Here is a 23,991-nt window from a genome sequence, read left to right as displayed (position 1 = left end):
TATCCGGCAGACAGACGGCGGGTGCTAAGGTCCGTCGTCAAAAGGGAAACAGCCCTAACCTACAGCTAAGGTCCCCAAGTCATCACTAAGTGGGAAAGCATGTGGGATTTCCAAAACAACCAGGAGGTTGGCTTAGAAGCAGCCATCCTTTAAAGAAAGCGTAACAGCTCACTGGTCTAAATAAGAGATCCTGCGGCGAAGATGTATCGGGGCTAAAGTGATGCACCGAAGCTTAGGGTTCAGACTTCGGTCTGAGCGGTAGCGGAGCGTTCCGTAAGCGAGTGAAGCGGGAGGGTAACCGACCGTGGACGTATCGGAAGTGCGAATGCTGACATGAGTAGCGACAAAAAGGGTGAGATGCCCTTTCGCCGAAAGACCAAGGGTTCCTGCGCAACGCTAATCGGCGCAGGGTGAGCCGGCCCCTAAGACGAGCCCGAAGGGGGTAGTCGATGGGAACCACGTTAATATTCGTGGGCCTGGAGATGTGTGACGGATCATGGACGTTGTTCTTCCTTATTGGATTGGAAGGGCGGCCAAGTGGTTCCAGGAAATAGCCTCTCCGTATAGACCGTACCCGAAACCGACACAGGTGGTCAGGTAGAGTATACCAAGGCGCTTGAGAGAAGTATCCTGAAGGAACTCGGCAAATTGCCTCCGTACCTTCGGAAGAAGGAGGCCCTCTTTCTGCGCAAGCAGTTGGAGGGGGCACAGGCCAGGGGGTAGCGACTGTTTAGCAAAAACACAGGACTCTGCTAAGTCGGCTTCAAGACGACGTATAGGGTCTGACGCCTGCCCGGTGCTCGAAGGTTAAGAGGAGGAGTGCAAGCTCCGAATTGAAGCCCGAGTAAACGGCGGCCGTAACTATAACGGTCCTAAGGTAGCGAAATTCCTTGTCGGGTAAGTTCCGACCTGCACGAATGGCGTAACGACTTCCCCACTGTCTCCAGGATATGCTCAGCGAAATTGAATTCTCCGTGAAGATGCGGAGTACCCGCGGTTAGACGGAAAGACCCCGTGCACCTTTACTGCAGCTTCAGAGTGGCTGTGGGAAACAACTGTGTAGAATAGGTGGGAGGCTTTGAAGCTCCGGCGCCAGCTGGAGTGGAGCCAACCTGTGAAATACCACCCTGTTGTTTTCTACAGTCTAACCACGCACCGTTAGCCGGTGTTGGGACCCTCTGTGGCGGGTAGTTTGACTGGGGCGGTCGCCTCCTAAAGAGTAACGGAGGCGCGCGATGGTAGGCTCAGGACGGTTGGAAACCGTCTGCAAGAGTGCAATGGCATAAGCCTGCCTGACTGCGAGACTGACGAGTCGAGCAGAGACGAAAGTCGGTCATAGTGATCCGGTGGTCCCTCGTGGAAGGGCCATCGCTCAACGGATAAAAGGTACGCCGGGGATAACAGGCTGATGATTCCCAAGAGCTCATATCGACGGAATCGTTTGGCACCTCGATGTCGGCTCATCACATCCTGGGGCTGGAGCAGGTCCCAAGGGTTTGGCTGTTCGCCAATTAAAGTGGTACGTGAGCTGGGTTCAGAACGTCGCGAGACAGTTTGGTCCCTATCTGCCGTGGGCGTCGATTGTTGAGAGGAGTTGCCCCTAGTACGAGAGGACCGGGGTGAACATACCTCTGGTGTACCTGTCATTCCGCCAGGAGTGCAGCAGGGTAGCTATGTATGGACGGGATAACCGCTGAAAGCATCTAAGCGGGAAGCCTCCCTCAAGATAAGCAATCATCGAACCGTCGTAGACCACGACGTTGATAGGCCGGGTGTGGAAGTGCAGTAATGCATGGAGCTAACCGGTCCTAATAGTTCTGTTCGCGCTTGAGAATTCCACACCATCAACGACAGCCCTGCTGTCGATGATCGTGAGGATCTTCGAAGCCAGACGCTCATCAAACAACACGCATCGATTAAACCCCTTTCGCTGGCTCCATTGCTTGGTGGCCATAGCGTCCGTGACCCACCCGATCCCATCTCGAACTCGGCCGTGAAACCGGACAGCGCCGATGGTACTAACGCTCAAGCGTTGGAAGAGTAGGTCGTCGCCAGGCATTGCAGCCGGCGAGAGGCGGGAATAACCCATTCACAAGTCAAAGGGCTGACCCTCACGGGCAGCCCTTTTGGCGTCTCTAGCTTCGGCTGGTGATGCTCGCCGAACGAACCCGAAGGGTTCGCAAGGCCGAACGGCCGCCGCGCGGTAGCGCGAAAGCTTAGATCGCGGACGCGATCGCCGGCGCTTGAGGCAGAACAATTAGGTGCCGCGGGATGGAGCAGTCCGGTAGCTCGTCAGGCTCATAACCTGAAGGTCGTTGGTTCAAATCCAACTCCCGCAACCACCATGCAAAACGCCCGGTACTCGCAGAGTGCCGGGCGTTTGTGCGTTTGGGGCTCTGTTCTGGCGAATAGCTGAACTGTGCACGCCCCCGAGACGCCGCATGCGAGGCGACATTCGCCGCGATGCAGCTGCCTTTCGACGTACATCCTACGCCCGCCGCACCCCTGTCGCGAGGTTGCTCGGAGCAAAGCCTTCCAACCAGGCTCTGTTCGCCTTGCATGATCCGAGATGCGGGAGCTCTCGCAAGCTAGCCGTCAAGGGCGATGCGCGGCCGCAGTGCTCGCACGCGGTCGTAATCCCACTGATCAGGCGTTGAGGCGGCTGGCAGCCTCGTCCAGCTTCTCCCGGCTGTTGCCGTGCTCGTCGATCAGGCGTTGAGCCTGCTCGACGCTGATGCCGTGCTTGTCGGCGAAGTAGCGGACCTCGTACTCCTGATCGGCGGCCACCCGGCTGCGGTCCTGGCCGCCACGATTGTTAGTGTCGTCTGACATGGTTCGTCTCCTTCCTCCCGCATAACCATCGGGATTCGGAGAAGTTTCAGTGCATCGCGGGAAGCTGCCGACCGGGCAGCCGTCGCTGGCGGTGGAGGCCTCCGCAGAGACCTCCACCGCTCAGGATCAGAACTTCACTTCGGCCTGCACGGTGAACGAACGCCCGCGCGGATCGGCGATGCGCGGCTCCCACGAGCTGCCCGCACCGGTGTTGCCGTCGTAAGTGATGGCGAACGGCGGATCGGTGTCGAAGATGTTCTTCACGCCCAGGGTCAGCTTGTATGCCGGCGCGAGGCCCAGATAGCTGACCGAGAAGTTGAAGATGTTGTACGGCTTCACCCGCTCGTTGAAGTCCGGCCGCGTGACCGCGCCGCTCTTGATCCCCGGCAGCTTCTGGTTGGCGTAGCTGCCGCGGAAGATCTGCGTCAGCGTGGCCGACCACTCGTCGTTGGCGATCGAGATGAACGCGTTGTGCTTCCACTTCACGCCGAGGTCGCCGGCGAAGCTGAACACGCCGAGCTGATCGTCGAACGGCGCGTTGGGCACGACCTTCTCGCGCTTGCGCAGCAGCAGGGTCGCATCGGCGCCGAGGCTCAGGCTCGTCATACCGCCAAGGTCGAAGCCGCCGCGCGCGGAGAACTCGATGCCGCGGGTCTGGCGCGCGCCGGCGTTGGCCCAGCGATCGTCGAGCACCACGACTTCATCGGTGACCGGATCGCGGATGAAACGCTCGGGGAAGAACGACGCGTTGTCGATCAGCTGGCGCAGCGTCGGCGTGACGATCGTGTTGTCGACGTCGATGTTCCAGTAATCGGCCGAGAAGCTCCAGCGGGGAGCCGGCCGGAATACCACACCGATGTTGTACTGCTCGGCCGTTTCCGGGCCGAGTTGCAAGTTACCGCCGGTGGCGATGTCGGGCCGGATCTGCGCGCATGGCTGACCGGATCCAAACGCGCTGGTCGGCACACCGCCGGGGCACTTGACCGGATCGGCGAGGTCGCTGCCCGAATAGGGCGAAGTGGTGATGCCGTTGAAGATCTGGTTGAAGCTCGGCACGCGGAAGCTGGTGTTGTAGCTGGCGCGGAACATCAGCCAGTCGATCGGCTGGAACTTGACCGAAACCTTCGGATTGGTCGTGGTCCCGAAGCCCGTGTAATCGTCAATGCGGAAGGCACCGGTCACCTCGAGCGACGGCAGGATCGGCACCAGGACTTCGGCATAGGCTGCCTTGATGGTCCGCTTCTTGGGCGTCAGCGCGTTGACGTTATCGAACGCCGCATTGAAGATGTTCGGCGCGGTGGCCGCGGCCGCATCCGAGCCGTTGAACTCATAGGTCTCGCGGCGGTAATCGACGCCGAGCGCAACTTGCACATCGCCGCCGGGAACCGCGAACAGGGGGCCAGAGACCGAGCCGTCGAACTGGGTCACCTGATAGCGGCCGCCATACAGGGTCACGCCCTCCGCCGAAATCGCTTCGAGGCCGGCCAGCGCCGCATCGGTCTGGGTCAGGCTGAACGGATTGAGCAGGCCGCTGTTGATCAGGCCGACGAGGCCCGGGAACAGCACCGTGCTGCCGTTCTGCAACGTGACGTTGGCGCCCGGCGCGGCAGGTGCGGTCGGGTCGGGCGCGCCGTTCGCCAGCGTGCCGCGATAGAAGTAGCCGGTGCCGAGGACCGATGCGGTCTCGCTCTTCGCGTACGATGCGCCAACGCGGTAATCCCAGTTGTCGATCGGCAGCGGACCGTCGACCCCGCCCGCGACGCGGAACGTCTTCGAGTTGGTGACGTATTCGCGCCGCTCGCACGGGATACAGCGCCAGCGGAAACCGATCGGGGCGCCGTAGCGGGCGTCGAGCGCCGCGACTTGCGCCGGATTGCCGGCGAACGCGGCGCGGATCTGCTGGAACACCGAATTGTAGGTCGCGGCGGTCAGGCTGTTGAGCGGGTAGGCGATCGGCAGGTTGCTCGTGCCGGTCGACAGCTGGTTGTGCGAGAAGCTCTTCTTGGAATCCGCGTCGGACCCGGTAACCTCGACGAATGCCTCGCTCGCACCAAGGCGAACGACGCCGCGGCCATAATAGGTCAGCGTCTTGAGCGGCTGCTGCAGCGCGGCGGCGCGGCCGGTGTCCCAAGCGCACGCGTAGTAGTTGTTTGGCGAGCTCCACAACTCGTAGTCGTAGGCCATCCCGCCATCCATCGTTTCGCACCCGGCGCCGCCGGGCAGGTCGAGGATGTTGATGCCGCCCGCCGCCGCGTTGCCGCCGTTGGGGGCAGTGAGCGTGAGACCGTTGGTCAGCGTGCCGGTGATCGCCGGGTTGATCGTGTTGCGCGGCGTGCTGCCCGCGCCATTGGCGCCGATGTTGAACACGGTCGCGATCGGCGTGCCGCGGGTGTCGATCGAGAGCCCGCGGTTGGGCTGGTTGCCGTTGACGAAGTCGCGCGCCGAACCGGCCAGGCCTTCGTTCCACCGATAGGAGACCGCTCCCATGATGTTGAAGCCCTGGTCGTTCAGATCGCCGTACCCGACGATGCCCGACACATTGTAGATGTTGGCATCGCCGCGTTCGGTGAAGTCGGTGAAGCCCTGCAGGCCGATGCCCTGGTAATCCTTGCGGGTGATGAAGTTGATCACGCCGCCGACCGCATCGGTGCCGTAGATCGCGGAGGCGCCGTCCTTCAGCACTTCGATCCGGTCGATCGCCGCAAAGGGGATCTGGTTGACGTCGACCGACTGGCCCGAAAGCCCATGTGCGGCGACGCGGCGGCCGTTGAGCAGCACGAGGGTGGAGGCGCTGCCCTGGCCGCGCAGGTTGGCGGAGGAAAGGCCGTTGGTGCCGCGCTGGGCCCCGCTGGTAACGTCCGAATTGGCCGCCAGGTTGTCCGCGCCCGAGCCGTTGCTCGGCAGGTACATGATCAGCTGTTCGGGGCTCGAGATACCGTTGCGGGCGGTTTCTTCGTTGGTGATGATCGTCAGCGGCAGCGCGCTGCGGTTGGGATCCTGCTTGATGCGCGACCCAGTGACCAGGATCTCGCGGCCGGTGTTGCCGGCTTCCGCGTCGGTCACGTCGCTGGTGACGTCGGCGCCGGAATCGGGCGTCTGCGCGCCGGTCGGCGTTGCCGCGGGCTGGGTGGTGTCATCCTGCGCCGCCGCCGGAGCGGCGATGGCGAGCGCGGCGACCGCGCAGCCGGTGACGAGAATGGTCTTGCTGGAAACGATCGATCGCATTGGTGTCCCCCATGGAAGCGCCTGCTTCTTATGTGACTGTTTTACGAATGCGGGGGCTCCGCGAACATCATTATTTTCGTTGGGCGGCACATAACCGCTCGGCATTGGCAGCGATGCAACAGTGCGGTTAGGAATGCCTCATGAGCGATGCCCGCACCGCGCCCACGACGTCCGGACCCTGGCGGCTGCGCGCGCTCTACCTGATGCTCGGCTTTTCCGCCGGTCTGCCGTTCTACATGTTCAACGCGGTGCTGCTGCTGCGGCTGGCGAAGCACGGGGTGGACATCGTCACGGTCGGCTATTTCGCGTGGGTTGCGCTGCTGCCGACCTTCAAGTTCGCGTGGGCGCCGCTGCTCGACAAATACGATGTGCCGGGTTTCGGCGCCTTCTGGGGCAAGCGACGCGGGTGGATCATGCTGGCCCAGATCGGCATCTTCCTGGCGACGGTGGCGATGGCGCTCACCTCGTCGGACCGGAACCTCGAGATCACCGCGCTGTTCGCGGTGCTGCTGGCATTCTGGACAACCACGCTGGAGGTCGCGGCCGACGCATGGCGGATCGAGCTGGCCCCGACCGCCGAGGAGCAGGGCCCGCTCGTCGCCGCCAACCTGTGGGGCTATCGCAGCGCGATGGTCGCGGCCGGCAGCGGGGCGATCTACATCGCCGCCAAGAGCGACTGGACCACCGCCTACCTGGTGATCGCGGTCGCGGCGCTGATCCCGTTCCCATTGCTTGCCTGCATGGGGCGGGAGCAGGGCCACGACGGTTCGCGTGGTGCAGCGCTGGCGAAGGGACTGCTCGCGACTGCGGTCGTGCTGGCGGCGACCACGGCGATCACCGCGCTGGTCGGCTGGTTGCTGTTCGCGGCGATTGGTTCGGCTGGGCTCGATAACCCCGACATCGTCAAATACTGGGTGTTCGCGGTCGCCTTGCTGCCGTTCGTGGCGCTTGGCGCGGCGGTGCCGTGGATCAGGCGGCTGCCGCCGGACCATCGATTGCTCAATACGGCGGCGCTCGCACCGTACATCAATGTCGCGTGGCGGTTCGGGTTGGCGGTGATCCCGATCCTGCTGTTCGTCTCGATCTATCGGATGGGCGACGTGATGGCGCTCACGCTGTCGCATCCGCTGTTCAACGACCTCGGCTACAGCCTGGAAGCGATCGCGGTCGCGGACGGGGCGGTGGCCCTGATCTCCAGCATGGTCGGCGTCGCGCTGGGTGGCTGGCTCGCGGCAAAGGCGCCGATGGGCTGGGCGCTCGCGATCGGCGCGGTGATGTCGGCGTTCAGCAACTGGATTTTCGCCTGGCTCGCCTATCAGTCGCCGGGCGGTCCAGAGCTGTTCTCGCTGCTCGGGGTGTCGGTGACGTCGGGCGACTTCGACCTCTACCTGGCGATGGCGCTCGACCAGTTCGGGCACGGGTTCGAAGGCGCGGTGTTCGTGGTTTACCTCTCGCTACTGGTGAACCCTCGCTTCCCGGGCACGCAATATGCGCTGCTGTCAGGCCTGGCGTTCCTGATCCCGCGGCTGCTCGCCGGGCTTTCGGGCGTGTTCCAGCAGGCGATCGGCTACGACGGGTTCTTCATCATGGCAGGCACGATGAGCATCGCGGCGGTGGTGTTTCTGCCCTTCATCGTTGGCGCCAGACCTCGCCCGGACGGCGTGACGGCGTGATCGAGCGGGCCGCAGAAGAGGCCTTCGCGCCGGCGAAGGCGCTGGTGCAAGCGGGGCGCATTCCGGGTGCAACGCTCGGCCTGGTGACTGCGACGGGCGAGCGCGCGGTCGTGCTCGCCGGCGAGGCCGCGCTCGAGCCGGCGCGCGAGGCGCTCACCCGCGAGCACTGGTTCGACCTCGCCTCGCTGACCAAGGTGATCGCGACCACGCCGATGATCCTAGCGCTGGCGGATCAGCGGAGGCTCGATCTCGACCGCCCGCTGACCGACGCCATTCCCGATTTACGGCAGTATAACCCGCTCGGTGCCGCTGAGCGTAACCTCACCTTCCGCGATTGCCTGGCGCACCGCACCTTCCTGCCGGCGGTCGAGCCGATCTATACGTTTGGGGACGACCCGGCGCGGCTGCGCGCGTACGTCCTCCAGCGCGAGTGGCCGCAAGGGCCCGCGGTCTATTCGGACATCAACTTCATCCTCCTCGGCATCGCGATCGAGCGGCTGACCGGAGCGCCACTGAGCGATTGGCCGCTCGGCGCGGGACTCGCCTATTCGCCGCGTGGTCTCACGGTGGCGACCGAACGATGCATGTGGCGCGGGCGGATCATGCGGGGGGAGGTGCACGACGAGAACGCCTTCGCGCTCGGCGGCGCCGCGGGGCACGCAGGGCTGTTCGGTACAGTCGACGGCGTGCTCGATTTTGCCCGCGGGCTGCTCGACGGCACCGGCGCCTCGCCCGCTGCGCTGAGCGCCATGCGCGAACGGCAAGACGGCGACCGCACCTGCGGGTGGGAGCGGCGCTTTGCCGGCTGGCCGGGCGGTCAGGCGTGCTCGGACGAGACGATCGGCCACACCGGCTTCACCGGCACCGGGCTGTGGCTCGACTTCGAGCGCGGTCTCGCGTGGACCCTGCTGACCAATCGCGTGCATCCCACGCGGCACGGTGCGATGGACATCTACGACTTGCGCCCCTCGACCGGCGATGCCGTGATCGCCGCGTTCGACAGCCTCAGTTAGCGGCCGCCACCGCCAGCAAAGCGCGGTCCATGATCGCGGTCGCCTTCACATCCTCGGGCACGTCGTTGGCGTAGATCGCGAAGACCAGCGTCCTGCCGCTCGCCGCGGTCAGGTATCCGGCGAGTGCGTTGGTCGCATTGAGCGTGCCGGTCTTGGCGAAAATCTTGCCGGCGAGCGGCGTGCCCGCGAACCGCCGCCGAAGCGTGCCGTCGACGCCGCCGACCGGCAGCGTCTCGCGCCAGGCAGCGCCCCACGGCTGGCGCGCGATCCAGCGCAGCAGCGCGGTCATGCCGCGCGGGCTGACGCGATTGTAGCTCGACATGCCCGAACCGTCCGACAGGCTGACAGCGTGTGGCGGCACGCCCGCTTGGTCGAGCATCGCGCGCACCACCACTTGGCCGTCGGCGATAGACCCGGTGCCCGAGATCAATCCGAGCCGCCGCAGCAGCAGTTCCGCGTGGAGGTTCTGGCTGACCTTGTTGATCGTGTTCACGTCGGCCGCGAGGGCCTCGGGCTGCAGCGTCGCAAGCGCGGGCAGATCGGGCGGGTCCAGCCGCGCGTTGGGATCGCGCTTCTCCGGGTCGTCGATCGGGAGCAGCGGACGATGGCGTACCGATACCGTGCCGGTTACTTTCACCCCGCGCGCGCGCAGCATCTCGGCGAGGCGCCACGCGGCATAGTGCGCCGGATCGTCCACCGCTAGCGCCAGGACGCTCGGCTTGGCCGAGGCGCTGATCGTGCCGCTCAACACCAATGTCCGCCCATTGGGCGCGCGATCGAAGGCGAGGTCGTCCTTGTCGCCCTCAACGGTCAGCGCGTGGTTTTCGACCGAGTAGTAGGAGGGCAGGGCCACCGTTGGCGCCGCGCCGACCGCCGCTGGCGTGACCGTCGCGGCGATCTCGTTGTCATTCACCGTCAGCGCCGAGATGCCGGTGCCCGATGAAGTGGGGATGTTGTTCCAGCTCATCCCCGGGGTCCAGCGCTGGTCGGGGAACAGCGTGTCGTCGCCGATCACATCGTGGACGCTCCGCGTGCGCGCCGCGACGGCATCGGCCAGCGTGGCGAGGCAATCGGTCACGCAATCGGCCGCCGCCGACATCCGCGCGTCGCCGCGTCCTTCCAGGATTACATCGGGCGCCCTGCCGCGCTGGGCGGGGGCGAGCCGCACCCGCGCGCCGCCATTACCCGCCTCGGGAAAGGTCCCTTGCGCCGCCTGCCACATCGCTGCCGCCGTCGTGAACACCTTGGTGTTCGATGCGGGCATGAAGCGGCCGTCGGGATCGATCGCGACGATCTCGCGCCCCTCGGTGTCGCTCACCATCAGGCCCCAGCGCGTGCCGGGACCGGCCTCGGCAAGGATAGTTGCCGGATCGGACGAGGGCGTCTCCGCCCCAGCCGAAGGCCCGAACACAAGGGCGAAAGCGGCCGCGAGCGGCAGGAATAAGCGCATGCGTGTCAGCCTAATGCCGCGCTGGCCGCTGACAAGCATGACACATGCAAACGCTTGGTCCGGCCATAACCGCCAAGCATTTACGCCGGATCCTGGGGTTGCCCGCCGCCTCGCGCGCCGCCACAGTCGCGGGCGATGAGCTGGATTGTGCGTCGTCTCGCCGGGCTGCCGCTGGCCGCCGCGATGGCACTGCTCGCGGCGCCAGGGGCGGAGGCTCAAGAGATGGTCGTGATCGAAGGTGCGCGCGTGTTCGACGGCACCGGTTCGCCTGCCAAAGTCGCCGACGTGCTGGTCGACGGGGACCGGATAGTCGCGGTGGGCAAGCACCTGGATGCGCCGGCCGGTGCGGCGCGCGTCGATGGGCGCGGCAAGACGCTGATCCCCGGGCTGCACGATCTCCACACGCACACCAGATCTCCGGCGTACGACGCGCCCGAGGACCTCGGCAAGGCGTGGGCCGGCTACCTGCTGGCCGGCGTCACCACGATCAACGACTACTCGGTCTCGGGCGAGATGATCGCGCCGATCCGCGAGTTGGTCGCGAACCCCGGCGCCGGAGGGATGTGGGCGCCACACCTCAACCAGGCGATCCGCTTCGGGGTGCCGCGCGGTCACGGGACCGAGGCGGGGTGGGGCACCTTCTTCACCCTTCAGGCGCCGACCGCGCGCGCGGCGCACCAGCTGATGCCGGTGGCGCTGTCGTACGATCCCGACATGATCAAGGTGTTCGCCGACGGCTGGCGCTATGGCCGCGATCCCGATCTCATGAGCATGAACGAGCCGACGCTCGCCGCGATCGTCGCAGAGGCGCATGCCGCGGGCAAGCCGGTGGTGACTCATACGGTGACGCTCGAAGGCGCCAAAGTGGCGGCAGCCGCCGGGGTGGATTCGGTCGGCCACGGGGTCGGCGATGGACTGGTCGACGACGAGCTCATCGGCCTCATGCGCAAGAACCACACCGCGTACATCGCCACGCTGTCGGTGTTCGAGCCGCAGCAGGTGCGCGTGATGCCGCCCGCCGAAAAGGCCGCGCTCAACCCCGGCCAGCGCGCCGCGGAGGAGCGGATGGAGGCGGGGACGGACAAGACCGTCCTGCCGTACGACAGCCGCCGCTGGGGCATCATGCAGGACAATATCCGGCGGCTTAAGAAGGCGCGGATTCCGATCGGTATCGGCACCGATGCGGGGATCGAGGGCGTCTATCACGGCCCCGGCGCGATCCGCGAAATTTGGTGGCTGACCCAGCTCGGGTTCTCGCCCGCAGAGGCGCTGGTCGCAGCAACCCGCACCAGCGCCGAGATCATGCACCAACAGGCTGGCCACGGCACAATCGAAGCCGGCAAGCGCGCCGACCTCGTGCTGATCGACGGCCAGCCCGACAAGCGGATCGAAGACCTGTGGCAGGTCGAGCGCGTGTGGGTCGGCGGCAAGGAAGCGCCGCTCGCCGAGCTTCGCCAGCTGGTCGATTCCCCCGCGCCCAGCCCGATGCGCTCGGTCGCGATGGCGGGCCCGATCATGACCGGCGCGCGGACCGACGGGCGGACCGATCTCGATACCCTGCCGGTGTCCAGCACCGACCCAGGGATCGATCACTCGCATCTGATCGCGCTCGGCGGGCACGGGGGCGAGCCGACGTTTCTCGCGGCCCAGATGGGTGCCTCGCCCAAGCCTTTCGTTCAGTGGATCCTGCCGTTGACCAAGGGGCCGATCTTCGTCGCCGATGCCTCGAAGTTCACCGGCATCGAGCTCAAGGCGAAGGGGAAGGGCGCTTACCGCCTGGTCCTCGAGAGTTACGGGATCGACAACGGCGACTGGTTCGCCGCGCCGTTCGACGCCGGCGATGGCAGCCAGGCGATCCGTATACCTTTCGTGGCATTCCAGAGCCACAATGCGCACACCCAGCTCGATTTGACGCAACTGCGCGCACTACGCGTGCAACTGCTGGGCCAAACGGGCGGCACGGCGTCGCTCGAGTTGAGCGCGGTGCGCTTCTACTGACAGGAGCCGGCAGGCGGTGTGTGCGGCAGCTCGCGGCCGTTCGCGGTGCCCGTTAGTCGACCGTCCTCGACCGCGAGCCGGCCGTTGACCAGCACCCAGCGCACGCCCGTGGCGGTCAGGTCCGGCTGCTCATAGGTGGCGCGAGCGGCGTAGGTCGCGGGATCGAATACCACGACATCGGCGAATGCGCCGGGCCGCAGGTGCCCGCGATCCGTGAGGCCGAACCAATCCGCCGTCAGCGCCGAGCTGCGGTCGATGAATTCGCGCAACGTCAGCACCTTCCGCTCCTTCACATAGACTGCGTACTTGCGCGCGAAGCTGCCGTAGACCCGCGGGTGCGCGGTCGAGGCATCGCTGTCGGTCATCGTCCACGGCTGGCGCATGAAGGCGACGATATCGCTCTCCGCCATGTTGAAGCTGATGGTCGCCGCGTCGCCCTCACGGATCGCCGCGATCGCCGCCGCGACGGGATCGAGACCGAGTCCGCGCGCCACCGCATCGAGCCGCTGGTTCTTCCACCGCCCTTCGACGATCAGCAGGCTGCCCGCCCCGCCGCGCCGGCGCAGGTTTTCGCCGATTTCGCTCCGCAAACTCTCTGCGAGCGCCGGATCGTCGAACCGTCTCAGCATCGCCGCGCGCCCGCCGTCCTGCGCCCACAGAGGGATCAGCGAGGCGACGAGGCTCGTTCCGCTGGCCTCCCACGGGTACTGGCTGGCCGTCACATCGAGGCCCTCGCGGCGCGCCTGCTCAATCTTGGCGATGATCGCCGGAGCGAGCCCCTGCACATCCACGCCGAGCGCCTTGATGTGCGAGATGTGCGCCGGGATATGGCCGTCCCGCGCGATCGCGATCGCCTCGTCGACCGCCGCGGCGAGGCCGACCGTGTAGTTTGCCTCGTCGCGCAGATGCGTGTCGTAGCGCCCGCCCATCCCGCTTGCGACCTGCGCAAGGGCGACGACCTCATCGGTCTGCGAGAAGCTTTGGGGGGCGTAGAACAGGCCTGTCGACAGCCCGAGCGCGCCTTCGCACATCGCCTGGCGGACGAGCGCCTTCTCGCGTGCTAACTCCTCGGCAGTCGGCGTGCGCCGCGCGTTGCCGATCACTTCCGAACGGATGGTGCCGAAACCGGTGTAGCTGGCGAAATTGATCCCGACCGGCTTCGTGCGCGGGCTCGCCAGCAGTTCGCCGACCTTGATTCGGCCCCCGCCGTCGTTGCCGACGAAGGCAGTGGTCACACCCTGCATCAGGAACGGCTCGACCAGGCGGCGCTGCGCGTCGTCGTCGGTGAGCCAGTCCTCCATGTGCGAATGGGGATCGATGAAGCCCGGCGCGACGATCATCCCGCGCGCGTCGAGGATGCGCGCCGCGGCAACCTTCAGATGCGGCCCAACCGCGACGATGCGGTCGTCCTTGATCGCGACATCGCCCGTGATGGGCTCGGCCCCGCCCGGGTAGATCGTGCCGCCCTTGATGAGCAGATCGGCCTGCGGTGGGAGCAACGGCGTTGCGCACGAGGCCAGGAGCGTGGCAAGCAAGGGTGTCGCAAACCGCAGTCTCAACCCCAGAACCCTTTCGCCGGTGGATGCATGATCCCGCGCGCCTCTCTCACGCCGTCCGCGCGATCCTCCGCGAGCCAAAGCGGGCCGTCAAGGTCGGCCCAGTCCGCCATCCGCGCGATGTGCAGGGCAGGGGCGATCCCGAGCGAAGAGCAGACCATGCACCCGCTCATCAACCCGAGACCCCGCTCCCGTGCGGCCCGCGCCAGTTCGAGCGCCGCGGTCAGCCCGCCGGTCTTGTCGAGCTTGATATTGACCGCGCCATAGCGCGCCGCGACCGCACCCAACTCCGCCACGGTATGGAGCGACTCGTCGGCGCAGATCGGCACGGGGCTATCGTAGCAGGCGAGCCAGCCGTCATCCTCGGCCGGGCATGGTTGCTCCAGTACCACAACGCCACACTCCACCAGCACCGGCATCGCGCGGCGCACCAGCGCCTCGTCCCAGCTCTCGTTGGGATCGACAATCAGCGCTGCATCAGGCGCCGCGGCACGGACCGCGCGGATCGCCGCCTCGGGATCATTCGCGCCGACCTTGACCTTGATCAGCGGCGCATCGGCGATCGCGGCCGCTTCGCGCCCCATTGCTTCAGGCGTGTCGATGACCACGGTGAGGGCAGTCGCCACGGCACCGGGTTCGGGCGCGCCGATCAGCGTGGCCACCGAAGTGCCGGCGAGCTTCGCCTCCAAATCCCACAGCGCGCAATCGACCGCGTTGCGCGCCGCGCCGGGCTCCAGCAAAGTGAGCAGGTCGTGCCGCCCCGCACCGGCTTCGATCGCCGCGCGGATGCCTTCGATCTCTTTCAAGGTTCCTTCGACGCTTTCTCCGTAGCGCGGGTAGGGCACTCCCTCGCCGCGACCGGTCACGCCCTCGGCGGACACCTCGACCGTGACCACATCCGCCGAGGTCTTCACCCCGCGAGAGATGCGGAACGGGCGGCTTAGCGCGAAGCGATCGTGGCGGGCGCGGAGCGTTCGGGACACAGCAGGTTGTCGATGATCGCCTCGACCCCGAAGCGATGCGGGTCGGTGCACGGCAGGCCCAGCAGGTGCGCGGTCTTGGCGCACAGCGCGCGCGCCTCGTCCTCGGCGAAGCTCGAGGTGTTGAGGCAGGCCCCGGCCGCGCGCACACCGGGACTGGTCAGCCGCGCGACCTGGAGGTTGGCTGCGAGGCATTCGGCGAGGCCCGGCAGACGCCGCTCGGGCAGGCCGCGCATCTGCAAGCGAGCGGGATCGTGGCACAGCACCAGCGCCTCGGCCTGCGCGCCGTGGAGCAGGCCGGTCGAAACCCCGGCAAAGGAGGGATGGAACAGCGAGCCCTGACCCTCGATCACGTCCCAGCCTTCGTCCTCGCGGGCGGGCGTGAGGAGTTCGATCGCGCCGGAGATGAAATCGGCCACCACCGCATCGAGCGGCACGCCGCCCCCGGCGACGAGAATGCCCGTCTGCCCGGTCGCGCGGAAATCGGCCGCTTCACCGCGAGCGCGCAGGCCCTCGGTCAGCGCGAGCGCGGCGTACATCTTGCCGACCGAGCAGTCAGTGCCGACGGTGAGCACGCGCCGGCCTGCGCGCGGGCGGCCGGTGCCGACCGGAAGGTCGGCCGGCGGATCGCGCACGTCGATCAGCTGCAGGCCCAGCGCGGACGCCATCGCCACCAGCTCGGGCACGTCGCGCAATCGCTCGTGCAGGCCCGATACGACGTGCATGCCCGCCCGTAGCGCGTCGCTGGCGTCCTCGATCAGTTCGGGGTCCATCGTCCCGCCGGGATTGGCGATGCCGAGCACGAGCGTCTTTGCGCCCGCCGCCGCACCCTCGGTCATGCTCATCCGCGGCAGGTCCAGCGTCAGCGGGCAATCGTCGTGACGGAACTCGCCGACGCAATCCTGCCGCCGAAACTCGGCCAGCCCGCGCGAGGTCTTGATCCCCACGGGGTCGGTGGAGTGGCCGAGATAGAGCAGGAACGGGGCTTCGATCATTGCCCTTCGCTGGTAGCTCTGCGTCGCGACCGCACAGGCATACGGACCCGGCGGCGCGGCATAACCTGGCGCTATGCCGGGCGCGAGAGCGCGTCGATCGTGCGGGCGAGCGACTTCAGGAACGCAGTGCCGAGCGCGGTCGGGGGGCGGTCCTTGAGCGTCATCGCGTTGACGTCGAAAGTCAGGCGGGATTTCAGCGGCCGCATCGCCAGGCCGGGCCCGAGCGACGCGCGGGCGGTCAGGTTATCGACCACGGTCATGCCGACGCCCAGCCGCACCAGCGCGGTGGCGATGTGGAACGTTCGCGCCGAGACGACCTCGTTGAGCTCGACCCCCAGCCGCTGCACTTCGGCGCTGAACAACTGGCCGATGGGTCCGCTGCTTGCGAGGCTGATCAGCGGTCGTCCGCCGAGTTCCTCCAGCCCGATCCGCGGCGGGGCGCCCGGCATGTCCTCCTCGCGGTAGAGCACGACCAGTTCGCCCGCGCCGAGCCAATGCGCGTCGACCGGCGCGCCCTGTGGCACCACGTTGGCGACGGCGATGTCGGTCTCGCGCTCGTAGAGCTTGCGCAGCAGGTCGGCGTGGTGGACCGTTTGGAGGTCGAAGCGGGTGTCGGGGTGCTTGCGAAGGAATTGCGCCACTGTCGCCGGGATCGCGTCGAGGGCGATCGAGGGGAGGGCGGAGACCCGCAGCAGCGACCCCGCTCCGCGCTTCAGGTTGCGGGTCGCCTCGCGCAGGGCGAGGACGCGGTCCTGGATTTCGGAGACTTCGCCGAACAGGGTGTGCGCATCCTCCGTCGGGATCAGGCGGCCGGCGGTGCGGTGGAATAAGGGGAAACCTAGGAGAGATTCTGCGTGGCGCAGCACTTTCGACACCGAGGGCTGCGACACGTTGAGCATCCGCGCGGCGGCGCTGACCGAGCCGTTGACGTAGACCGCGTGGAAGACCTCGATGTGGCGCAGGTTCATGGCCGGCGACGATAGGCTCAAGCTTCATTGTTGCAAGGTTCGCCGCTAGGCTCGAGCGCATGACGATCAAGGCATGGCTGGCAGGGGCAATCCTGGCGATGAGCGCCGCACAACTCAGCGCACAAGAGGTTCAACCTCGCCAGGAGCCGGTTGGCTGGGCGCGGGTCGAGTTCGACAAGCACGGCGTCACCGATGCCAAGGCCGGAGGGGTCGCCGATCTCGCCACCGGCCGGCTGATGACGGTCGACGATCCGGCGCGGATCGCGTCGATCTCGAAACTGGTAGTGGCGATCGCGGTGATGCGTCTGGTGGAGCAGGGGAAGCTCGATCTGGATGCCGATGTCTCGCGGGTGCTGGGCCGGAAGCTGCGCAACCCGGCGTTTCCCGACACCCCGATCACGTTGCGGCTGCTGCTGTCGCACCGGTCGAGCCTGACCGACACCATCGACTACGTCCTGCCATTGGACGCCGACATGCTGGCGGTGCTCGACGATCCCAAGGCGTGGGATGCCGAGCATGCTCCGGGGACGTGGTTCCACTACACCAACTTCAATTTCCCGGTGGTCGCCTCGGTGATGGAGAAGGCGACCGGGGAGCGGTTCGACCTCCTGATGCAGCGGCTGGTGCTGAAGCCGCTGGCGATCGACGGGTGCTACAACTGGGCTTCGTGCTCGCCGGAGCGGGCGGCCCAGGCGGTGGTGCAGTATCGCGAGCGCAAGCCGACCAAGGATGAGCCGACGCAGATCGCGGCTTGTCCGGTGACCCCGGCCAGCGATGGGAGTTGCGATCTCGCCAAGCTCAAGCTCGGCACCAACGGGGCGGCGTTTTCGCCGCAGGGGGGCTTGCGGATTTCGGCGCGCGATCTGGCGAAGGTTGGGCAGCTGCTGCTCGGCAACGGCAAGCTCGGGAAGGCTCGGTTGCTCAAGGCCTCCTCGGTCAAGGCGATGCTGGCGCCGGAGTGGACCTTCGACGGATCAAACGGCGATCACCAGGCGGGTTTCATGTGCCGCTATGGCCTCGCCACGCATACGCTGGTGACCAGGCAGGACGGGTGCCGCGACGATCCGTTCGGCGACGGGATCGAGCGGGTCGGGCACTCGGGCGATGCCTATGGGCTCAAGGCCGGTCTATGGATCGACCGCAAGCACAAGACCGGGGTAGCCTACTTCGCGACCGACGTGCTCGATGCCGACAAGGGCAGCCACTCGGCCTTCACGCGGGTCGAGGAGAACCTCGCGAAGGGGCCGCTTTAGGCAACCGCGCCGCTGTCAATTAAGCGCTCGATCTCGTCGCCGAACAGCCCCAGAACACTGCTGAGCACGTCGCGGGTGTCTTCACCGGCGCGCGGAGGCGCGGTTCGGTAGGTCGCGGGGGTGGCTGAGAGCTTCCCAGGGAAGCCGACGAAGCGAACTTCGGTCCCGTCGCGGCGTTGCATCGTGCCGATTTGACCCCGCGATGCCACTTGCGGCGACGAAAGCGCCTCGGGAACGGTGTTGACCCGCCCGCTCGGTACACCTGCTTCGTTCAAAGCAGCTACCAGCTCGTCCGACTTCCACCGCGAGATCACTGGATCGAGCTCGGCGAGCAGGGCGACCTTGTTGGCGCTGCGCACGCTCATCGTCGCAAACCGCTCGTCCTGCGCCAAGGCATCCAGCCCCAGCACCTTCGCCAGCTTAACCCACTGGCGGTCGTTGGCGGTGGCGATCAGCATGTCGCCGTCGGCGCAGGCGAACACTTGGTAGGGGACGATGTTGGGGTGCTGGTTGCCGAGCCGGCGCGGCTCGTTGCCGCCGTTGAGCCAGTTGGCCGCCTGATTGCTCATCACCGCAAGCTGCGCGTCGAGCAGCGCTAGGTCGATCCGCTGGCCTTCACCGGTCGCATCGCGGTGGCGCAGCGCGGCGAGGATCGAGATCGCGGCGTAGAGCCCGGTTGTGAGATCGACCGTCGGCACGCCTACCTTCATCGGCGGCCCGTCCGCGGCGCCGGTCACGCTCATCAGCCCGCTCATGCCCTGGATCAGGAAATCATACCCGCCCCGGTCCTTGTCGGGGCCGGTCTGCCCGAACCCGGTGATCGAGCACCACACGAGGCTTGGCTTGGCGGCGCTCAGTGTCTCGTAGTTCAGTCCATACTTAGCCAACCCGCCGACGCGGAAGTTTTCGACCACCACGTCGGCGGTCATCGCCAGCTTGCGAATGATCTCGGCACCCTCGGGCGAGGCGATATCGACCGCGATCGAGCGCTTGTTGCGGTTGGCGCACGAGTAGTACGCCGAGTCCTGCGAATCCGGCAGGAACGGCGGGCCCCACGCGCGGGTGTCGTCGCCCGCGCCGGGCTGCTCGACCTTGATCACCTCCGCGCCGAGATCGCCCAGTACTTGCGTCGACCACGGCCCCGCGAGCACGCGCGACAGGTCGAGCACGCGGATGCCGTCCAAGGTTCCCTTCATCGGTCGCGGAACTCCGGCGCGCGCTTGTCGAGGAAGGCGTCGATCGCCTCCTTGTGATCCTCTGTGTGGTGCGACAGCGCCTGGTAGGCCGCCGCCATCTCGAGGTGCGTGGGGAGCTTCTGGTCCATCCCCTCGCGCATCATCCGCTTGGCGAGCCGCGTCGCGTGGCCCGGGCTGGACGCGATCGACCGCGCGATCTCCTGCGCGCGGGCCAAGAGCTCGTCGGCCGGCAGCACCTCGCTCACCAGGCCCCATTGCAGCGCGGTCTGCGCGTCGATCGCGTCGCCGGTCAGCGTCATCTGGCTCGCGCGGGGATAGCCGATCACCCGCGGCAGCAGCCACGCGCCGCCCCCGCCGGGAATGATGCCGAGCTTGACGTAGCTTTCCGCGACCACCGCGCTCTCCGCCATGATCCGCAGGTCGCACATCAGCGTGATGTCGAAGCCCAGACCGATCGCGTGGCCGTTGATCGCGGCGATCACCGGCACCTCCAGCTCCCACATCGCGCGGCCGATGCGCTGGACGGTGGTGCGGTAGTGGGTGCGCTGGTCGAACGGCGAGCCGGAGAACATCCCCGCGCTCTCCCGCATCGACTTGACGTTGCCGCCCGAGCAGAACGACTTGCCCGCGCCGGTCAGCACCATCGCGCGCACACTGCGATCGCGGGCAAGGCTTTCGGTCAGCTCGACGAACTCGGCGCTCTGCTCGGGATCGGTAATCGCGTTGCGGTCCTCGGGCCGGTCCATCGTCACGGTGATGACCGCGCCGTCGCGCTCGACTTTCAGGAAATCGCCCATGCCCGCTCCTTGGTTTGTGGGGCGGCTGTAAGGCGGGTGCAGCGGCGGGGCAATTCTTCCGTTGCCGTAAACGTCAGGCTCGCGCAGACAGGTGCGTGACGTGTTCGACAGCCTGACCCTGGCCGCCATCCCGCCGGAGGATGAAGCGCTTCGTCCGCAGGTGCGCGCGCTCGCGCAGGAGGCGGTCGCCTCGCTTCCGCTCGAACAGCGCGCCCGCACCTGGATGGGCCACGACGCCGCGTTCAGCCGCAAGCTGGGCGCGGCGGGACTGCTCGGTCTGACGCTCCCGACCGAGTACGGCGGCGGCGGGCGCGGACCGTTCGCGCGCTTCGTGGTGGTCGAGGAACTGCTCGCCGCCGGCGCCCCGGTCGGCGCGCACTGGATCGCCGACCGCCAGAGCGCGCCGCTGATCCTCAACTTCGGCACCGAGGCACAGCGGCAGTTCTACATTCCGCGCATCTGCCGGGGCGAGGCGTTGTTCTGCATCGGCATGAGCGAGCCCGGCGCCGGATCGGACCTCGCCGCGGTCCGCACCCGCGCCGAACGGTCGACAAGCGGCTGGCGGCTCAGCGGCCAGAAGATCTGGACCACCGGCGCGCAGCACGCCGACTACATGATCGCGCTGGTGCGCACCTCTGGCGGGCCGGAGGACCGGCACGCGGGGCTCAGCCAGGTGATTGTCGACCTCAAGCTGCCCGGCATCACCGTGCGCCCGATCGAGGACCTCGCGGGCGACGAGCACTTCAACGAAGTGTTCTTCGACGGCGTCGAACTGGCCGACGACGCGTTGATCGGTGCCGAGGGGCAGGGCTGGAGCCAGGTCACTGCCGAGCTCGCCTTCGAACGTAGCGGGCCTGAGCGGATCTATTCGAGCCTCGTGCTGCTCGACGGCTGGCTGGCGCACTTGCGCAAGGCGGGCCGCAACGACGATGCGACCGCGGCGCTGGTCGGCGGCTATGTCGCCCGGCTGGCGGCCCTGCGCGCGATGTCGCTCGCCTGCACCGCGCGGCTGGCGGCGGGCGAGAGCCCGGTGGTCGAGGCGAGCCTGGTCAAGGATCTCGGCACCAGCTTCGAACAGGAGCTTCCCATTGCGATCGCCGATGATCTCGCCAGCCACGACAATCCGGTCGATCCCGACCTCATGCGGGCTTTGACTTACATCACCCGCGTTACGCCGAGCTTCTCGCTGCGTGGCGGCACCCGCGAAATCCTGCGCGGGATCATCGCGCGGGGGCTGGGGCTGCGATGAGCGAGTTCCTCGAACCCTTCGAGCGGATGCTCACCGCGCTGTTCCCGCCGGATCGGGTGCGCGCGATCGACGGCGGCGGCGAATGGGAACACGAGCGCACCGAGATCGAGCAATCGGGCTTCCTCGATGCGATGGTGCCCGAAGCATCGGGCGGGGCGGGGCTGTCGCTCGCGGACACCTCTGACCTGTGGCGCGCCGTCGGCCGCAACGCCGCGCCGCTCGCCATCGGCGAGGCGATGATCGAGCGGGCCGACCTCGACGACACCGGCCGCGCCCTGCTGCTCGCCGCCGCTATCTCCGGCGCGGCCGACCGCGTGCTGGCCATGACCGTCGCCTACGCCGGCGAGCGCAGCCAGTTCGGCAAGCCGATCGGCCGCCAGCAGGCGCTCCAGCAGCAGCTCGCGGTGATGGCCGAGGATTGCGTCGCGATCCGGATGGCGGTCGAGCTCGCCGCGGCGAGCGACGTGCCCGATCCGCTGCGGGTGGGGGCAGCCAAGTCGGTCGCCTCGGCCGCCGCGCCGCGCGTCGCCAACACCGCCCACGCGGTCCACGGAGCGATCGGCATCAGCGCCGAGTACGACCTCCAGCTCTACACGCGGCGCCTGCACGAGTGGCGCGCTGCGCTTGGCTCGGAGACGCGCTGGAACCGCGATCTCGGGCACGCGCTGCTCGCCAGTCATGCGCCGGTGCTCGACTGGACGCGCTCGCGGCTGTTCGGGGAAGCTTGAGACGATTATTGATTGAACGGGTGAGGACAAGGCTATGAATTTGCGCACGAACGAGCGGGTGTCGATCGAGCTGGAGGACGACGGCGTCGCCCAGGTCCGCCTGATCCGCGCCGACAAGATGAACGCGCTCGACGCGGACATGTTCAACTACCTGATCGAGGCCGGCCAGGCGCTGCAGAACATGAAAGGCCTGCGCTGCGTGGTGCTGGCGGGCGAGGGGCGCGCGTTCTGCGCCGGGCTCGATCTCTCCAGCTTCGGCCGCAACCGGGGCGATGAGCCGCCGCTGACCGAGCGCACCTTCGGCAACGCCAATCGCGCGCAGCAGGTGGCGATGCAGTGGAGGAAGCTCCCCGTCCCGGTGATCGCCGCGGTCCACGGCGTGTGCTTCGGCGGCGGGCTGCAGATCGCCAGCGGGGCGGACGTTCGCGTGGTCGCGCCCGACACCCGCATGGCGGTGATGGAGATGCGCTGGGGCCTCGTCCCCGACATGGGCGGTATCGCGCTATGGCGCGGGCTGGTGCGCGACGACGTGCTGCGCGAGCTCACCTTCACCAACCGCGAGTTCACCGGGTTGGAGGCCCACGCGATCGGGCTTGCGACTTACGTGGAGGAAAACCCGCTCGACCGCGCGATCGCGATCGCCCGCACCATCGCCGATCGCAACCCCCACGCGATGCGCGGTGCCAAGCGGCTGATCAACGCGATGGCCGACAAGAACACCGCCGACCTGCTGATGGAGGAAAGCCTCGAGCAGCATCCGCTGCTGGGCTCCAAGAACCAGATGGAAGCGGTGATGGCCGGGATGCAGAAGCGCAAGGCGAACTACGAGGACGTGTAAGCCTCGTAGTCCCTACCAACATCCGTTCGTGTCGAGCGAAGTCGAGACACGTCCGCCAGGCCTCTCGACTACGCTCGAGGCGAACGGACGATGTGGTTCAGCCGAAAATAGCCGCCGCCTGCATCCCGGCCAGCACCTGCTCGCCATCGGCGTTCCACAGCCGCAGCCGCTCGCTCGAATAGCCGTGATCGGCGTGGTCGCTGGCCGCCTCGGCGAGGAACCAGCCGTCACGCGTCCGCGCCTCGGGGTCGAGCAGGTTGAAGCTCCAGTTGATGCTCGACAGCGGACCCTGCCGCTGCATCGCACGCATCGATCCGGGCGGCAGCGCGTCGCCCAGCACGATCGCCTGGATCACCGGATCGAGCCCCTCGCGGTCGGCGAGGCGGACCCAGCGGCGCACCAGCGGCGGGCCCTTGCCGCGCTCGTCCTGCGCGCGGCGGATTTCCATGTTCTGGGTGAAGAAGTTGGCCGGCCCCTTGCCGACGTCCTCGCACTCCTCCGGCGCGCCGGGCCAGGGGTGGGCCTTGCCGGCGGGGTGCAGCGCGTTGGGCTCGCGGCCCTCGCCGAACAGCATCAGTGCGGTCAATGCGAGCTTGCCATCGCTGGCGACATCGCTGCGCACCTGCGTGACATTGCGGCCCTGGCGGACCATCTCCACCTTGAATTCCAGGTTCGCGCCGACCGGAGCGACAAAGCCGACCTGCGCGGCGCGGAACGGCGGCAGGTCGGGCATCGCCTTCCGGATCGAGGCGAGCGCCAGCGCGGCCGAGGCGCCGCCGAACAGCGTGCGCCCCTGCATCCAGTTCTCCGCGCCCGGCAGGGTCACGGGGCGGGTGTCGGCAGGGACGGCGTCGATCAGGTTGGCAAAGCGCATGAGGCCGATTGCATAGCGAAACGAAACCGGTGCGCCAGTCCCGATTGCCTTGCGTTCCCCAAGCCGCTAGGGGCGCGCTTCCGCTGCGAGAGCAGAGGAACCGTTATGGGTTGGGGCCCGATGGCGGAGTGGTTACGCAGAGGACTGCAAATCCTTGCACGCCGGTTCGATTCCGGCTCGGGCCTCCACATTTTCGCGTGCTCTTCGCGCATTGCGGCCCGCCGCCGCCATCGCTAAGGGCCTGCGCGGGCGCCGCTTTAGCTCAGTTGGTAGAGCACATCATTCGTAATGATGGGGTCACAGGTTCGAGTCCTGTAAGCGGCACCACCACCTTGTTCGCCAAAGCCCGCGAACAGTTGCAAAAAC

17 protein-coding genes, 3 tRNA genes and 2 rRNA genes (1 of these 22 cut by a window edge) are annotated in these 23,991 nt (G+C 67.1%); 12 read left to right on the top strand and 10 right to left on the bottom strand.

Annotated elements, in window-relative coordinates:
• The 3 genes from ELY12_RS12305 to ELY12_RS12295 form a co-directional block, all read left to right on the top strand.
• Positions 1–1,832 (top strand): 23S ribosomal RNA (locus ELY12_RS12305); it begins 960 nt to the left of the window's first position.
• Positions 1,833–1,942: 110 nt separating this feature from the next.
• Positions 1,943–2,057, top strand: a 5S ribosomal RNA gene (gene rrf, locus ELY12_RS12300).
• A gap of 208 nt (positions 2,058–2,265) precedes the next feature.
• Positions 2,266–2,342 (top strand) — tRNA-Met (locus ELY12_RS12295).
• Between the two features lie 304 nt (positions 2,343–2,646).
• Here the strand turns inward: ELY12_RS12295 and ELY12_RS12290 are convergent.
• A complete protein-coding gene (locus ELY12_RS12290; RefSeq protein WP_126176999.1) occupies positions 2,647–2,832 on the bottom strand; it encodes a DUF3606 domain-containing protein in 186 nt (61 codons plus the stop codon).
• 126 nt (positions 2,833–2,958) lie between these two features.
• The gene (locus ELY12_RS12285) at positions 2,959–6,057 is read right to left on the bottom strand and encodes a TonB-dependent receptor domain-containing protein (RefSeq protein WP_164549501.1); all 3,099 of its coding nucleotides are present in this window, start codon (positions 6,055–6,057) and stop codon (positions 2,959–2,961) included.
• Between the two features lie 140 nt (positions 6,058–6,197).
• On the opposite strand from ELY12_RS12285, the gene ELY12_RS12280 reads away from it, so the two are divergent.
• Both ELY12_RS12280 and ELY12_RS12275 read left to right on the top strand, forming a co-directional pair.
• Positions 6,198–7,730, top strand: a complete 1,533-nt coding sequence (locus ELY12_RS12280; RefSeq protein ID WP_126176997.1) for an MFS transporter — start codon at positions 6,198–6,200, stop codon at positions 7,728–7,730.
• Complete coding sequence (locus ELY12_RS12275; protein WP_126176996.1) at positions 7,727–8,743, top strand: serine hydrolase domain-containing protein; 1,017 nt, start codon at positions 7,727–7,729, stop codon at positions 8,741–8,743. Before ELY12_RS12280 ends, ELY12_RS12275 begins: the two co-directional genes overlap by 4 nt.
• Here the strand turns inward: ELY12_RS12275 and dacB are convergent.
• Positions 8,736–10,193 carry a D-alanyl-D-alanine carboxypeptidase/D-alanyl-D-alanine endopeptidase gene (dacB, locus tag ELY12_RS12270; RefSeq protein ID WP_126176995.1) on the bottom strand — a complete coding sequence of 486 codons (1,458 nt, stop codon included), beginning with the start codon at positions 10,191–10,193 and terminating at the stop codon, positions 8,736–8,738. The genes ELY12_RS12275 and dacB overlap by 8 nt on opposite strands.
• Before the next feature lie 135 nt (positions 10,194–10,328).
• Here dacB and ELY12_RS12265 point away from each other — a divergent pair, with 135 nt between their 5' ends.
• Positions 10,329–12,191, top strand: a complete 1,863-nt coding sequence (locus ELY12_RS12265) for an amidohydrolase family protein (protein WP_126176994.1) — start codon at positions 10,329–10,331, stop codon at positions 12,189–12,191.
• Here ELY12_RS12265 and ELY12_RS12260 read toward each other — a convergent pair.
• From ELY12_RS12260 to ELY12_RS12245, 4 genes are all read right to left on the bottom strand, one after another.
• On the bottom strand, positions 12,185–13,690 hold the full coding sequence (locus tag ELY12_RS12260; RefSeq protein ID WP_241229849.1) for an N-acyl-D-amino-acid deacylase family protein: 1,506 nt from the start codon (positions 13,688–13,690) through the stop codon (positions 12,185–12,187). The two genes, ELY12_RS12265 and ELY12_RS12260, sit on opposite strands and share 7 nt — an antisense overlap.
• Before the next feature lie 56 nt (positions 13,691–13,746).
• On the bottom strand, positions 13,747–14,730 hold the full coding sequence (dgcA, locus tag ELY12_RS12255; RefSeq protein ID WP_126176993.1) for an N-acetyl-D-Glu racemase DgcA: 984 nt from the start codon (positions 14,728–14,730) through the stop codon (positions 13,747–13,749).
• Positions 14,688–15,722, bottom strand: coding sequence for an N-acetyltransferase DgcN (gene dgcN, locus ELY12_RS12250; protein ID WP_126176992.1), 1,035 nt, complete (start codon positions 15,720–15,722; stop codon positions 14,688–14,690). Before dgcN ends, dgcA begins: the two co-directional genes overlap by 43 nt.
• Before the next feature lie 71 nt (positions 15,723–15,793).
• Positions 15,794–16,690 carry a LysR family transcriptional regulator gene (locus tag ELY12_RS12245; RefSeq protein WP_126176991.1) on the bottom strand — a complete coding sequence of 299 codons (897 nt, stop codon included), beginning with the start codon at positions 16,688–16,690 and terminating at the stop codon, positions 15,794–15,796.
• Positions 16,691–16,749: 59 nt separating this feature from the next.
• On the opposite strand from ELY12_RS12245, the gene ELY12_RS12240 reads away from it, so the two are divergent.
• Positions 16,750–17,943 (top strand): serine hydrolase domain-containing protein, encoded by a 1,194-nt coding sequence (locus tag ELY12_RS12240; RefSeq protein WP_241229848.1) that lies wholly within the window; start codon positions 16,750–16,752, stop codon positions 17,941–17,943.
• On the opposite strand, the gene ELY12_RS12235 is transcribed toward ELY12_RS12240, so the two are convergent.
• Both ELY12_RS12235 and ELY12_RS12230 read right to left on the bottom strand, forming a co-directional pair.
• On the bottom strand, positions 17,940–19,139 hold the full coding sequence (locus ELY12_RS12235) for a CaiB/BaiF CoA transferase family protein (RefSeq protein WP_126176990.1): 1,200 nt from the start codon (positions 19,137–19,139) through the stop codon (positions 17,940–17,942). The two genes, ELY12_RS12240 and ELY12_RS12235, sit on opposite strands and share 4 nt — an antisense overlap.
• Positions 19,136–19,936, bottom strand: a complete 801-nt coding sequence (locus ELY12_RS12230; RefSeq protein ID WP_126176989.1) for a crotonase/enoyl-CoA hydratase family protein — start codon at positions 19,934–19,936, stop codon at positions 19,136–19,138. The genes ELY12_RS12235 and ELY12_RS12230 overlap by 4 nt, the downstream gene beginning before the upstream one ends.
• A gap of 91 nt (positions 19,937–20,027) precedes the next feature.
• Here ELY12_RS12230 and ELY12_RS12225 point away from each other — a divergent pair, with 91 nt between their 5' ends.
• Genes ELY12_RS12225 through ELY12_RS12215 form a run of 3 tightly spaced genes read left to right on the top strand, consistent with a single transcriptional unit; the run spans position 20,028 to position 22,751 of the window.
• Positions 20,028–21,185, top strand: a complete 1,158-nt coding sequence (locus tag ELY12_RS12225) for an acyl-CoA dehydrogenase family protein (RefSeq protein ID WP_241229847.1) — start codon at positions 20,028–20,030, stop codon at positions 21,183–21,185.
• Positions 21,182–21,913, top strand: coding sequence for an acyl-CoA dehydrogenase family protein (locus ELY12_RS12220; RefSeq protein ID WP_126176988.1), 732 nt, complete (start codon positions 21,182–21,184; stop codon positions 21,911–21,913). The genes ELY12_RS12225 and ELY12_RS12220 overlap by 4 nt, the downstream gene beginning before the upstream one ends.
• A gap of 34 nt (positions 21,914–21,947) precedes the next feature.
• Positions 21,948–22,751 carry a crotonase/enoyl-CoA hydratase family protein gene (locus tag ELY12_RS12215; protein WP_126176987.1) on the top strand — a complete coding sequence of 268 codons (804 nt, stop codon included), beginning with the start codon at positions 21,948–21,950 and terminating at the stop codon, positions 22,749–22,751.
• 97 nt (positions 22,752–22,848) lie between these two features.
• Here the strand turns inward: ELY12_RS12215 and ELY12_RS12210 are convergent, their stop codons facing one another.
• Positions 22,849–23,625, bottom strand: coding sequence for an acyl-CoA thioesterase (locus ELY12_RS12210; RefSeq protein ID WP_126176986.1), 777 nt, complete (start codon positions 23,623–23,625; stop codon positions 22,849–22,851).
• Between the two features lie 114 nt (positions 23,626–23,739).
• Between ELY12_RS12210 and ELY12_RS12205 the strand changes: the two genes are divergently transcribed.
• Both ELY12_RS12205 and ELY12_RS12200 read left to right on the top strand, forming a co-directional pair.
• A tRNA-Cys gene (locus tag ELY12_RS12205) sits at positions 23,740–23,813 on the top strand.
• 63 nt (positions 23,814–23,876) lie between these two features.
• Positions 23,877–23,952: transfer RNA gene (locus ELY12_RS12200), tRNA-Thr, on the top strand.
• The last annotated feature ends 39 nt before the right edge of the window (positions 23,953–23,991 follow it).

The sequence above is a fragment of the Tsuneonella rigui genome, assembly GCF_003958625.1.
GTDB lineage: Bacteria > Pseudomonadota > Alphaproteobacteria > Sphingomonadales > Sphingomonadaceae > Tsuneonella > Tsuneonella rigui.
The sequence above is the reverse complement of the archived record's forward strand: the minus strand, read 5'-3'. Positions and strand labels throughout refer to the sequence as shown.